Genomic DNA, 12,646 nt, shown 5'->3' on the forward strand with positions numbered 1-12,646 from the left:
TTTGGTTTAATTTAAATAGTAGTGAAGAAGAGTACAAATCCCTTTAAATTACGTCAAAGTATATTGTAACCGGATTGATTTAGCAATGGGGATCTAATTAAAATGACTGACGAGCGGAGCTAAGATTATGTACAAGATATATATTGTAGAAGATGATATGGTCATTGCAAGAACGGTAAAGAATCACCTTCAGCCGTGGGGATTTGAAGTGGAATATGTTTCTGATTTCCAGAATGTCATGACACAGTTTGTTTCTTTTGATCCGCAACTAGTTTTATTGGATATCTCTCTTCCTTTTGTGAACGGGTTTACCTTGTGTCAAGAAATTCGCAAAGTATCTAAGGTACCGATTATCTTTATCTCTTCTGCTTCCGATAATATGAATATTGTCATGGCTATTAATATGGGCGGGGATGACTTTATTGCCAAACCTTTCGACCTGACGATTCTTACTTCCAAAGTACAAGCATTACTTAGACGCACTTACGATTTTACCGGACAAACAAATTTGCTGGAACACCGTGGGGCTATTCTAAACATAAGTGATGCAACAGTTACCTTTAATGGCCAGAAAATCGATTTAACCAAAAACGACCAAAAAATTTTGCATGTTCTTTTTGAAAATAAAGGGAAGGCTGTTTCAAGGGATGTTCTAATGATGCGGCTATGGGAAACGGACAGTTTTATTGATGATAATACACTAACGGTGAATATCAACCGTCTCCGAAAGAAATTAGAAGCAATTGGACTAAATGATTTTATTAAAACAAAGAAAGGAGTCGGCTATTTGGTGGACTAATATGAATAAGCATAAAGAAAATTTATTTCTCCTCTATTTATATAAAAACTGGAAACCGATAGCCTTGTTCTGCCTTTTTGTCCTATGCTTTACCATCGTTTTTTCGCTTAGCCACTACCCCCTCGATCCAATCCTCTACTCGATCCTTCTATGTTCATATATTGTCCTCGTCTTTTTTGTTGTTGATTTTTTAAAATTTATGAAGCAATACAAAAAGTTAAAAAACGCAGAAAAGACTATTATGGTACAAATCGATCAATTGCCTGTCCCAAAGAATGCAATTGAACAGAAATATCAAGAACTGCTGCATATTTTATATAAAAATAAGAACGAATTGACCGTTCAAGCTGATAATAAACAGAAAGATTTAGTCGATTATTTTACGCATTGGACCCATCAGATCAAAACACCAATTGCGGCAATGCGGCTCCTTCTCCAATCAGAGCAAAAGGAGCAAACAGCAGAATTGGAATTGGAATTGATTAAAATTGAACAATATGTTGAATTTGTTCTGCAATATCTTCGTTTAGAAAATATGTCCAATGATCTTGTTTTTAAGAAATATGAATTAGATGATATTATCAAACAAGCGATCCGAAAAAATGCCAAAATGTTTATACGAAAAAAATCAGCCTGAACTATTCGGATTTTAACCGTACCGTATTAACGGATGAAAAATGGCTGCTCTTTGTCATAGAGCAAATTCTATCCAATGCATTGAAGTATACAAAGGAAGGTTCCATTTCAATTTATAGGAAAAATAAAAGGCTGGTTATAGAAGATACTGGAATAGGCATTCAAGGAGAGGATTTACCCCGTGTATTTGAAAAGGGCTTTACTGGATTCAATGGTCGTGCCTTTAAACAATCTACGGGGATTGGTTTGTATCTTTGCAAACAAATATTGACCAAGCTATCCCACGACATAACCATTGAATCAGAGGTAGGAAAAGGAACAAAGGTTATCATTGATTTGGAAACGAAGGAAATCGGACTGGAATGATACCGGTAACTATTCAGCCTTACATTTTTGTAAGATTGAGCTCTTATTTGTAAGCAAAAGCTATGTCTGTGAAAATGAAGCCATTGCTATACTGAACTAGTAGTTACAGATGAAACGGAGGAATTTTTCATGACAGTACTAGAGGTGAAAAATCTAAAAAAAGTATACACAACTCGGTTCGGTGGCAATCATGTTCAGGCACTTACAGACGTTAGCTTTTCAGTGGAAGAAGGGGAATATGTTGCGATTATGGGCGAATCCGGTTCTGGAAAGACGACTCTATTAAATATTTTAGCTGCTCTAGATAAACCGACCAGCGGCGAAGTTTTACTGAATGACAAAGATATCGTATCAATTAGTGAAAAAGAAATTTCTGCATTTCGTCGGAAAAATCTTGGCTTTGTTTTTCAGGACTTTAACTTACTCGATACATTTTCATTGCAAGACAATATCTTTTTACCGCTCGTATTATCCGGCACATCATATAGTGAAATGAGTAACCGTTTAAAGCCGCTTGCCAAAAACTTAAGGATTAAAGATATTTTAACAAAATTCCCATATGAAGTTTCCGGCGGTCAAAAACAGCGGGCAGCGGTTGCGAGAGCGCTCATTACGAATCCAAAACTCGTTCTTGCTGATGAGCCGACCGGTGCGTTGGATTCGCGTGCTTCTGATGATTTATTGCAGATTTTCTCACAGATTAATCAAGGAGGCCAAACGGTTCTTATGGTGACCCATAGTACAAAGGCCGCCAGCCACGCGAGTCGCGTTCTGTTTATTAAAGATGGTGCCGTGTTTCATCAAATCTATAAAGGAACCTTATCCAATGAAGCGATGTACCAAAAAATCTCGGATACATTAAACATCATTGCAACGGGCGGTGATAGAAATGAGTAGATTTTTCTACACCAAACTTGCTCTAACTAATATCAATAAACACCGGAAAACGTATATCCCTTATATTCTTACATGTATCGGTACCATTGCTATGTTTTACATGATGCATTTTATGTCGGGTAATCCGGGTCTGAAAGAAATGTCCGGTGGTGAAGTCTTGATTATGATTTTAAATTTGGGCAACATTGTCATCGGGATCTTTTCAGTTATTTTCCTCTTCTATACTAATAGCTTTTTAATTAAACGACGAAAAAAGGAGTTTGGACTTTTCAACATTCTTGGAATGGAGAAAAAGCATATTTCCAAAGTGATTGTTTGGGAGACCTTTTTTGTTACTGTCTTCAGTCTTGCTATTGGATTAGCAAGCGGAATGATTATAGGCAAGTTAATGTTTCTGCTCTTAAATAATATTTTACATTTTGATGTGTCGCTTACGTATTTTGTTTCGATAAAATCAATAGGAGTTACATCGATCCTTTTTCTTGGCATTTTTGTCCTAACCCTTCTAAACAATTTAAGACATATTCACCTAGCAAAACCGATTGAATTATTGCGAGGCGGTCAGGTTGGTGAAAAAGAACCAAAAACGAAATGGGTTCTCGTTATAATCGGGGTGGCAGCACTTGCATCCGGATACTATATCGCACTAGTAACTGAATCTCCATTAGCTGCGCTTAATAAGTTTTTCTTAGCCGTACTACTTGTTATTATCGGGACATACGCATTGTTTACAGCCGGCACAATAGCCCTATTAAAATTAATGCGAAAAAACAAAGGTTTCTATTATCAAACTAAACACTTTATCAGTGTATCAGGCATGATTTATCGGATGAAACAAAACGCAGTAGGTCTAGCTAATATTTGTATTCTTTCAACAATGGTCTTGGTCATGTTGTCTAGCACGGTCTCCCTTTACATTGGAATGGAAGATGTGTTAAAAAGTCGCTATCCGAAGGAAATTGATATTTCAGCCAATAATATTTCTGAAGAGCAGGCACAAGAAGTAGAAAAAATGATACAGGATGAGGCAAAAAAGTATCAAATCAAAATAGAAAATCCGATTCATTATCGCTTCGCGGGCTTTCCGGTAATTAAGGAGGGAAACACATTCACAACAGACCGCATCACTATGGAATCAAATACGAATAAGTCTATGATAAAACTAGTCCCGCTTGATGAGTTCAATCAATTGGAAAAAAAGTCTGCTACACTGAAGGACAATGAGGTCCTCGTATACACGTTTAGGGGAGAGCCTGTTGAAGATACGATTTCAATCGAAGGAAAGGAATTTCAAATTAAAGGTCAGTTAAAAGACTTATCTTTCAATGACGATCCTTCTACCATGGTTTCCCTAGTAGATAGTTACTTTCTTGTTCTAAACGATGAAGAAACGATTAAATCTATATACCCTGTTGAGGAATTGGAGCAAGTAGTATGGAAGGATTTATCATATTTTTCAAGCTTTGATGTTAAGGGAAGCACTGAAAATGAAATTGCCCTAACAAAGGCATTAACCCAAAAGCTAAAGGAAACCTCCATCGATGGCTATGCAGAAGGGCGAGAGGAATCAAAAGAATCTTTCTATTCCGTATACGGCGGTTTATTTTTCCTTGGCCTATTTCTTGGCGCATTATTCATCATGGCAACCGTCTTAATTATGTATTATAAGCAAATATCTGAAGGTTATGATGACAAGGAACGATTTGCAATTATGCAAAAAGTAGGCTTGAGTAAAGAGGAAATTAAAAAATCGATTAAGAGCCAAGTGCTCGTTGTGTTTTTCTTGCCACTTGTCGCAGCCGTTATTCACATAGCCTTCGCATTCAAAGTGATCACGAAACTATTGGCTTTGCTAAACTTAACAAATATTGGTCTTTTTGTCATATGTACAGCCGTAACCATACTTATATTTGCTGTCTTTTATGCTTTGGTTTACACATTAACAGCAAGAGAATATTATAAGATTGTCAGTTAGAGTTTTGTATTTGCATGTTTAATTCCAATATTGTATGTAAAGATTAGGGCGGGCAAAGTAATTAAATATTGTCAGCATGGTATAGGCAGTTGAAGGGTAAGAATTTATAAGTCAAAATCCTGCGACTAAATGCTTGCAGAAGATAGGCTATCAATATTTTTTACTAGATGATTTAGTCAAGGCAAGGGATAGGTTCACCATCCCTCTGCCTTATGTCTTACTAAAGAAATGGGTTGTAAAATCGATTTCCATCGTGAAATGTGATGAATAGCGTTACTAATAAGATGAGAATAAATCCGCTAAGGACTAAATAGTCTAGCAGTTGAAAAGGTCGAGCACGGTACCATGTTCGTTTTTTATTTTTTCCAAAGCCTCGTAGCTCCATGGCATTGCTAATCATTTCGATTTTGTCTAAGCTTGATAAAATAAGTGGAACGATGATGGAAGCAGCATTTTTTATTCTTTTAGGAAGTTTCTCTTTACGAGACATGTCAATTCCTCGAGCCTGCTGTGAAAGGGAAATATTGCGAAAATCTCGTTGTATATCGGGAATATAACGTAAAGCGAGTGCGACAGAATAAGAAATGCGATAGCTTACACCGATTCGATTCAATGAAGCCGCAAATTCGCTAGGATTTGTCGTTACAATAAATAATATCGCTGCTGGAATGACGGTGAAATATTTAATGGTTACATTAAATTGATAAAAAATCTGTTCAGCAGTGAGATTGTAGCGTCCAGCCATTTCAAGCAACACATGGCTTGTACCGTAAATTTTTACTCCTTCCTGTGGTGAGAGTACATAAATAGCGATATTATTAATAAGTAAAAAGAGCAAAATAAAGATAAGGACAAAGGCAATTTCTTTTAGCTTTATTTTAGAGATGATGAAAATCCCCACACTTATTAAGAAAAGAGAGACAAGAATTCGTGTATCATAAGTGAGCATGGCTGCTGACGACCAAATAAGAAAGCATAGGAGCTTTGTTACCCCTGTTAATTGGTGGACAGGTGATGTTCTATCAATATAGGAAAGCATTTCTACTGCCATTTCTGTCTAACCTCCTGATCATAAGCGATAAACCGCTTAACAAACTCTCTTGGTTCATGGATGTCAGCTTGTATGGCCAATTCAAATAATGAAGTTTCCTTCAAGTTAGCTTCATATATAATCTCTGTATTTGTTAATATGTTTACAGCTGAATCATCAGCAATTTTTGCTCCTCCTGCGATCACGATGGCACGGGGTGTGTATTCGAGCATTAAATGCATATCATGGGTTATCATGATGATCGTTATATTATGTCGATTTAATTCAACTAGAAAGTCCATTATTTCTGTATAATGACGAAAATCTTGTCCTGCCGTTGGTTCATCAAGAATAATAACTTCCGGCTCTAATACTAGAATCGAAGCAATCGTTACCCGCTTTTTTTGGCCGAAGCTTAGTGCTGAAATCGGCCAGTTTCGAAAAGGAGAAAGTCCGCAAATCTTTAATGTTTTTTCCACCCGCTTTTTCACTTCATCTTCAGGAACTCCACGTATGATCAGACCTAAAGCGACCTCATCATAGAGCATATGTTTTGAAATCATATGATTTGGGTTTTGCATAACCATCCCAATGCGCATAGAGCGCTCTTTTATCGTATCTTCCGTAATGTCCTCGCCTCCATAAAGGATGCGTCCTGAACTTGGTTTCTCAAACCCACAAATTAATTTAGAAAGTGTTGATTTTCCAGCACCATTTTTTCCAACAATACTAACCATTTCACCTTTATTTATTGTGAAAGAAATATCAGCAATTGTTTGTTGCCCTGGCTTATAGCCAAAAGATAAGTGCTCTACTTGTAAAATGGTTGTTGAATCATGCTTTTTTGCAGGTGGATTCGTTTCTTCAAACCAATGAAATAATTTTTCTTTACACCTATCAATCGCAAAGGAGTGCAAATGGCTCGGCTTCATATCAGCTGTCATTTGACAGCCAGCATATTTTGCTGCCTTTACGTAAAGTGGCTCACGAATATAGCATTCTTCTAAAATGGGTGATGCTAGAAGCTCATCAGGAGTCATATCACTCACAATTCTTCCTTCATCCACAACAATAATGCGGTCAATACGGCAATGTAATACATCCTCTAATCTATGCTCAATAATGACGACTGTCGTATTTGTGTCTTTTTGAATGCGATCGATTAGTTCGATTGCATATTTTCCTGTTGCTGGATCAAGATTGGCAAGGGGTTCGTCAAATAAAAGAATGTCTACTTTATCAACCATGACTCCAGCGAGTGAAACTCGTTGCTTTTGCCCTCCAGATAATTGATGAAGGGAAGACTCTAAATAGTTATTCATTTCAACCATCTTCGATACATCTTCTACAATCGTAAGCATTTGCTTTTGCAGCTTACAGTCATTTTCAAGTGCAAAAGCAATATCCTCGGCCACTGTGAGGCCAATAAACTGACCGTCAGGATCTTGTAGAACTGTCCCAACCTTTTTGGAAAGGGAAAAAATGTCTAGCCCCTTTGCTTCTTCATTCAAAATTTCAAGACTTCCCGTTATATCTCCTTTATAGGAAAAAGGAACAAGGCCATTGATACAATGGCCTATTGTACTTTTGCCGGAACCTGAAGGGCCGACAATTAATACTTTTTCACCTTCATAGATTGTGAGGTTAATATTATTCAAAGTAGGCTGTGCCTGGCTTCGATATTTAAATGTATAGTTTTTAAAATGAATAACCGGCTTTTTCATATATATTCTCCTTAGAAAAACTTGGCGTTCGCCAAGTCTTTCGGCGAATACTTAGTTTTTCTTATGCGGTATTATAAATGCTGCAATTAGTTGAACTATATTTTACTTTATTAATAAATTTAAACTTCCTTATTAGCTAAAAAATAAGTGCGTTTTTTTTATAAAATTAAATTATCAAGTTAATCAAATTTACACTTCTTTACTTAGACTGTTACTTTTGCTTCGAGTTTTGGCATAGGTTAATAATAATAAAGTACCGATTACTCCTACTGTCACCATGTTAGCAACCCCTGCAATGACACCTTGTAAATATACTTTATTTGCTGGTTCAGCATAGATTTGTACGTCTAAAAATGGCGCAGCTGCGAACCATCCGAATGCTTGAACAATGATTTGAACAATATTAAAAAGAATGATTTTCTTTTTATTAAAAATACCTGATTCGATGTCAATCTTCTTCCAAGCAAACCCGATTAGCAAACCAACAAGTGCAGAAACGATAACCCAGCTCCACCATATAGAACCGTAGAAGATTAAATCTTTAAGTGCGTGACCGATTAAGCCAATTAATCCTCCGGCAATAGGTCCAAAAACAATCGACATTAATGCTAAAAAACCATAAGATGTTTCAATCGTTGTGTTTGGAATTCCTGTTGGAATGGATACGAACCTTCCTAAAATAACGAATACTGCTGCACCAATTCCGATGGCTACAATGGTTTTAATGGATAATACATTTTTAAACATTGCACATACCTCCTAAAAGTTTTTTTATAAAAAAATTAATTATAAATAATTTTCGGTGCTTTTCGGATAGAGATTTTCCATTGTGCACCTGTTTCAATATGGTATGCTTTCGCAAAAGACCCTTGATTAATTGCGACTCCGATCTTGTCGAGAGAATTAATGAAGAGAAGTGGCTCACCTAAATGACTGTCTGCAAATGAACGCCCAAATGTCATGATGTTTTTATAGACTTGACGTGTTTCATTTTCAATTGTTACTTCAAAAGAATCCCCATAATGGACGATTAGTTCTTTAAAGAGAGTGCGATCAATATTTGTCCATAAATTCCCAAATCGTACATCGAGAATATCAATATTTCCTGTTAAAGTGGCATTGTCAATATGAGCATTTGCTTTTTGCAGCTCAACAATGGAATCCACTGGAACTTCTGGTCCTACTTGCTCAAAAGTGATGACGCCAGCTGCGAGTCTTGCACCTGTAAAGGCATAAACATCTCGACCATGGAACGTATATGACTCTCCAGAATTTGGCAGGCGGTTGATTTCTTCGTCAATCATTCTGACTTCAACAATCCCGATGCTGTCTTTAATATGTGTAAGGGTTCCATTGTCAGGTGTAACAATGTATTGGTTTTTGGCAGTTTTGACAACAATGCTTCTACGTTCTGAGCCAACTCCTGGATCAACAACAGAAACGAAGACTGTTTCATCAGGCCAATAAGAAATAGTCTGATACAAGCGATAGGATGCCTCCCATATATTGTATTGAGGAATGTCATGGGTTAGGTCAAAAATCTTCAGTGAAGGTTCAACTGAAACGGCAACCCCATACATGGCACTGACGGCACCATCACTAATCCCAAAATCTGTTTGTAAAATTAAATGATTATTCATTATGAATGCCCTCCATTTGTAGTAAGTATTTATTAAGCATGATAAGAATTCTTTGTTTATTATTTTTCCTTCATTCCCCCTTGGAATATTAGAAATAACTTGGCGTTCGTCAAGTTATTTTGACGAATGCATTAGTTTTTCTTATGCGGTGTTATAAACACTAAAATTATTAGAACTGCATTTTATTTTAGTGTGTTAATAAACTTAAACTTTCCTTCTAGCCAAAAAAAACCACGTCTTTATCTATTGAAATAAATAGATAAGGACGTGGTTTATAACTCACGCGGTACCACCTTAATTTACTGTTTGCTCACACAAGACAGTCTCTGCAAGTACTTGAGCAAAAATATGCTCTTTATACTGTGGTATTGATAACGAGTACCAAATCTCGTCGAAGCCTACTGATATTGCCCATAATAATGGTCAATATGTTCAGCACGAAGCTCTGAGGCCATTTTTCGGATTAGTATTTTTGCTTCTTTTCAGCTACCGAAGCTCTCTGTGTAAAAATAACTTAATCGTACTTTCCCTCTTCATCGCTTTAAATTAAATATGCAACCTATTGATTTAAAATTGATTATAATCACTCCTTTTAGAATAGTCAAGAAGCTTTTATTAAATGATGAAAAAAATAAAAAGCCGTTGACACGTTCTTAATAATGAACTAAACTGTAAATGATTTAAAAAATAATGAATTTTTTCCTTTTGTTTAGTTAAAAATAGTGAATGATTCATTTTTTTATGAATAAAATGTTCTTTATAAAGAATTTGTGTTTTTTGTTATTTTCAAATCTAAAATAGCTTTATTTCTTTTTTTTGTTCGTGTTGTTCTATATTAAGAACTAACTATTCTTTTTAACGTTGGTGATGTCTCCTAACCACTATCAATGGAGGCACTCGGTCATGCTGTGGGTTGTAAGACCTTAGACGCAAGTCGTCGAAAGGGTGATGTGAGGGTGGGTTAGATGCCCATTATATTTAAAGATTTTAACGAGGCGGTTTTATGAGAACCGAATGGTTAAAGTTTTTAATAAAAACAAAAAGAAACAAAAATTCAAAGCAATTTGGTGAAATTAATTTTTGAAAGGAAGAAAGAGGATGCCATACCACCAACGATTACCGCTACTAATCATAATCGATTCATTATTCATTTTTTTAGCGGTAATAGCAAGTAATTTACTTTTTCAAGAACCGTTTATTATGTCAACACTCAGTAGTGCAGTAATTGCCCTCATAATTAGTTATCAATTTTTTTCCGTAAAATATAAACTTTATAAAAAAGTTTGGGAGTATGCAAGCATTGGAGAATTAATTACCATTCTTAAGGTTGTGACTCTTTCTTTTCTTATTGTCCTTATCCTCCAACTATTAATGATAAAGGATATTAATATTCGATTTCTATTAGTTAGTTGGCTGCTGCTAATGTTTTTCATTGGAGGGTCGCGATTTTATTGGCGGGTTTCACGTCATAAATTAATTAAAATGCAAGAAAATAGAAAGAGAGCATTAATCATTGGTGCGGGTTCTGCTGGGACGATGATAGCCAGGCAGCTCCAGAAAAATAATGATGTGCATATTCTCCCTGTTGCCTTTATCGATGATGATGTTAAAAAACATAATCTAGATATTCTTGGTATTCCTGTTGTTGGCGGAAGTGACATAATAGCACAGGCTGTTCGAGAAAAACAGATTGAAAATATTATTATTGCTATTCCATCTTTACATAAGAAGGATCTAAACAAAATTTTTCAAGAGTGTATGAAAACAGAGGCAAAAACACAAATATTGCCTATGCTCGAAGATTTAATTACAGGGAAAATTTCTGTCAATCAATTTCGTGATGTTCAAGTAGAGGATTTACTAGGAAGAGAACAGATCGTATTAGATACAGAAAGTATTTCTGATTATGTTATGAATAAAGTAATTTTAGTTACAGGTGCAGGTGGCTCAATAGGCTCTGAAATATGTCGTCAAATTATTAAATTTATTCCAGAAAAATTAATATTATTAGGACATGGTGAAAATAGTATTTATTTAATAGAGATGGAATTAAGGAATTTTTGCAGTAAACATAACATAAAATTAGTGACTGAAATTGCAGACATTCAAGATCAGCAGAAAATGTTAAGGGTGATGGAGCTGCATAATCCTAATGTCGTCTATCATGCTGCAGCACATAAACATGTCCCACTTATGGAAAGGAACCCAGAAGAAGCAGTAAAAAATAATATGGTTGGAACGATGAATGTGGCAATGGCAGCTAGCATTAATAATGTGTCCACATTTGTGATGGTTTCTTCTGACAAGGCTGTAAACCCTACTAGTGTTATGGGGGCGACGAAACGATTAGCTGAAATGCTCATTCAAGATATAAATAAAAAAAGCAAAACAAAATTTTTTACTGTTAGGTTTGGGAATGTGTTAGGAAGTAGAGGAAGTGTGATTCCCTTATTTAAAAAACAAATTCAAGAAGGCGGACCAGTTACGGTGACACACCCTGATATGGTCCGTTATTTTATGACTATTCCCGAAGCATCTAGTCTGGTCATTCAAGCAGGGAGCTTTGCACATGGTGGGGAAACATTTGTTTTGGATATGGGCTCACCTATTAAAATTGTCGAACTAGCTAAAAGCTTAATCATTTTATCTGGCCATACCGTTGAAGAAATCGGAATAAAGTTTTCGGGAATGAGGCCTGGAGAAAAGTTATATGAGGAATTATTTTATTCGAATGAAATTCATGAACAGCAAGTTTACCCGAAAATTTATATTGGCAAAACATCTGAAATATTTATCGATGAGATCGAAGAGATCTTATTAAACTTTTCAAGCTATGACAAGGAAGAACTTAAAAATATTTTATTAACTTTAGCCAATAAAGAGTCAGCAAAAGAGAAAGTCCTTTCTATTTCAGGGTGAATAACTAATATGTTCTAAATATTAGATTGGGAGTGGAAGTTGATTTTTATGAAAAGACTTATAGATTTAAGCATTTCATTAATTGGATTTGTTTTTTTGTCACCGCTTGTTTTTCTTATTGTAGTACTTGTAAAGAGCAAACTAGGCTCTCCTATTTTCTTTAAACAACAACGACCTGGTTTAAATGGAAAGCCTTTTTATCTTTATAAATTTCGCAGTATGAGTAATGAAACGGATTGTAAAGGAAAGTTATTGCCAGATAATCAACGTTTGACGCCTTTTGGTGTTTTTCTAAGAAAATATAGTTTAGATGAATTGCCTCAACTTCTTAATGTCATTAAAGGAGATTTAAGTTTAGTAGGACCGCGGCCACTATTAATGGAATATCTTCCACTTTATACAGAAGAACAAGCGAAGCGGCATCTAGTCAAGCCAGGGATTACGGGCTGGGCTCAAGTAAATGGACGTAATGTCATTACTTGGGAAGAGAAATTTAATTATGATGTTTGGTATGTGAATCATCAATCACTCCTGTTAGATTTGAAAATATTATGGCTCACATTGACAAAGGTCGTTCGCTCAGAAGATATCATTCATGATGAAGCTGATTTTCAAGGAACGAAGGTAAAAATGAAAGTGAGAAATGGGTAGAAATATTTA

General features: G+C 35.6%; 11 protein-coding genes and 1 other annotated feature. Of the genes, 7 read left to right on the plus strand and 4 right to left on the minus strand.

Features of this window, described 5'->3' with window-relative positions:
- The first annotated feature begins 127 nt into the window (after positions 1–127).
- From KDN24_RS07240 to KDN24_RS07260, 5 genes are all read left to right on the plus strand, one after another.
- Positions 128–799 (plus strand): response regulator transcription factor, encoded by a 672-nt coding sequence (locus KDN24_RS07240; RefSeq protein WP_409971454.1) that lies wholly within the window; start codon positions 128–130, stop codon positions 797–799.
- Between the two features lies 1 nt (position 800).
- Positions 801–1,436, plus strand: coding sequence for an ATP-binding protein (locus KDN24_RS07245; RefSeq protein ID WP_409971455.1), 636 nt, complete (start codon positions 801–803; stop codon positions 1,434–1,436).
- Positions 1,437–1,516: 80 nt separating this feature from the next.
- Positions 1,517–1,801 carry an ATP-binding protein gene (locus tag KDN24_RS07250; protein ID WP_409971456.1) on the plus strand — a complete coding sequence of 95 codons (285 nt, stop codon included), beginning with the start codon at positions 1,517–1,519 and terminating at the stop codon, positions 1,799–1,801.
- 129 nt (positions 1,802–1,930) lie between these two features.
- Entirely contained in the window at positions 1,931–2,698 is a 768-nt protein-coding gene (locus KDN24_RS07255; RefSeq protein ID WP_409971457.1) for an ABC transporter ATP-binding protein, read from the plus strand.
- Positions 2,691–4,673, plus strand: a complete 1,983-nt coding sequence (locus KDN24_RS07260) for an FtsX-like permease family protein (protein WP_409971458.1) — start codon at positions 2,691–2,693, stop codon at positions 4,671–4,673. The genes KDN24_RS07255 and KDN24_RS07260 overlap by 8 nt, the downstream gene beginning before the upstream one ends.
- A gap of 220 nt (positions 4,674–4,893) precedes the next feature.
- Here the strand turns inward: KDN24_RS07260 and KDN24_RS07265 are convergent, their stop codons facing one another.
- From KDN24_RS07265 to KDN24_RS07280, 4 genes are all read right to left on the minus strand, one after another.
- A complete protein-coding gene (locus KDN24_RS07265) occupies positions 4,894–5,724 on the minus strand; it encodes an energy-coupling factor transporter transmembrane component T family protein (protein ID WP_409971459.1) in 831 nt (276 codons plus the stop codon).
- Positions 5,715–7,427, minus strand: a complete 1,713-nt coding sequence (locus KDN24_RS07270) for an ABC transporter ATP-binding protein (protein WP_409971460.1) — start codon at positions 7,425–7,427, stop codon at positions 5,715–5,717. The genes KDN24_RS07265 and KDN24_RS07270 overlap by 10 nt, the downstream gene beginning before the upstream one ends.
- Before the next feature lie 189 nt (positions 7,428–7,616).
- Positions 7,617–8,174 carry an ECF-type riboflavin transporter substrate-binding protein gene (locus KDN24_RS07275; protein ID WP_409971461.1) on the minus strand — a complete coding sequence of 186 codons (558 nt, stop codon included), beginning with the start codon at positions 8,172–8,174 and terminating at the stop codon, positions 7,617–7,619.
- Between the two features lie 35 nt (positions 8,175–8,209).
- Positions 8,210–9,067, minus strand: coding sequence for an SAM hydrolase/SAM-dependent halogenase family protein (locus tag KDN24_RS07280; RefSeq protein ID WP_409971462.1), 858 nt, complete (start codon positions 9,065–9,067; stop codon positions 8,210–8,212).
- 258 nt (positions 9,068–9,325) lie between these two features.
- Positions 9,326–9,613: a binding site (T-box leader), on the minus strand.
- Positions 9,614–10,165: 552 nt separating this feature from the next.
- Between KDN24_RS07280 and KDN24_RS07285 the strand changes: the two genes are divergently transcribed.
- Together KDN24_RS07285 and KDN24_RS07290 are read left to right on the plus strand one after the other, a co-directional pair.
- A complete protein-coding gene (locus KDN24_RS07285) occupies positions 10,166–11,986 on the plus strand; it encodes a polysaccharide biosynthesis protein (RefSeq protein WP_491348362.1) in 1,821 nt (606 codons plus the stop codon).
- 48 nt (positions 11,987–12,034) lie between these two features.
- Positions 12,035–12,637: a sugar transferase gene (locus KDN24_RS07290; RefSeq protein ID WP_409971463.1), complete on the plus strand. Its 603-nt coding sequence runs from the start codon at positions 12,035–12,037 to the stop codon at positions 12,635–12,637.
- Positions 12,638–12,646: the final 9 nt, after the last annotated feature.

Source organism: Cytobacillus sp. Bva_UNVM-123 (genome assembly GCF_046351715.2).
Classification (GTDB): Bacteria; Bacillota; Bacilli; order Bacillales; family Cytobacillaceae; genus Cytobacillus.

Coding starts and splice junctions, on each gene's coding strand:
- KDN24_RS07280 (WP_409971462.1), bottom strand. CDS start 9,067: ATGAATAATCATTTAATTTTACAAACAGATTTTGGGATTAGTGATGGT.
- KDN24_RS07255 (WP_409971457.1), top strand. CDS start 1,931: ATGACAGTACTAGAGGTGAAAAATCTAAAAAAAGTATACACAACTCGG.
- KDN24_RS07240 (WP_409971454.1), top strand. CDS start 128: ATGTACAAGATATATATTGTAGAAGATGATATGGTCATTGCAAGAACG.
- KDN24_RS07265 (WP_409971459.1), bottom strand. CDS start 5,724: ATGGCAGTAGAAATGCTTTCCTATATTGATAGAACATCACCTGTCCAC.
- KDN24_RS07270 (WP_409971460.1), bottom strand. CDS start 7,427: ATGAAAAAGCCGGTTATTCATTTTAAAAACTATACATTTAAATATCGA.
- KDN24_RS07290 (WP_409971463.1), top strand. CDS start 12,035: ATGAAAAGACTTATAGATTTAAGCATTTCATTAATTGGATTTGTTTTT.
- KDN24_RS07275 (WP_409971461.1), bottom strand. CDS start 8,174: ATGTTTAAAAATGTATTATCCATTAAAACCATTGTAGCCATCGGAATT.
- KDN24_RS07245 (WP_409971455.1), top strand. CDS start 801: ATGAATAAGCATAAAGAAAATTTATTTCTCCTCTATTTATATAAAAAC.
- KDN24_RS07285 (WP_491348362.1), top strand. CDS start 10,166: ATGCCATACCACCAACGATTACCGCTACTAATCATAATCGATTCATTA.
- KDN24_RS07260 (WP_409971458.1), top strand. CDS start 2,691: ATGAGTAGATTTTTCTACACCAAACTTGCTCTAACTAATATCAATAAA.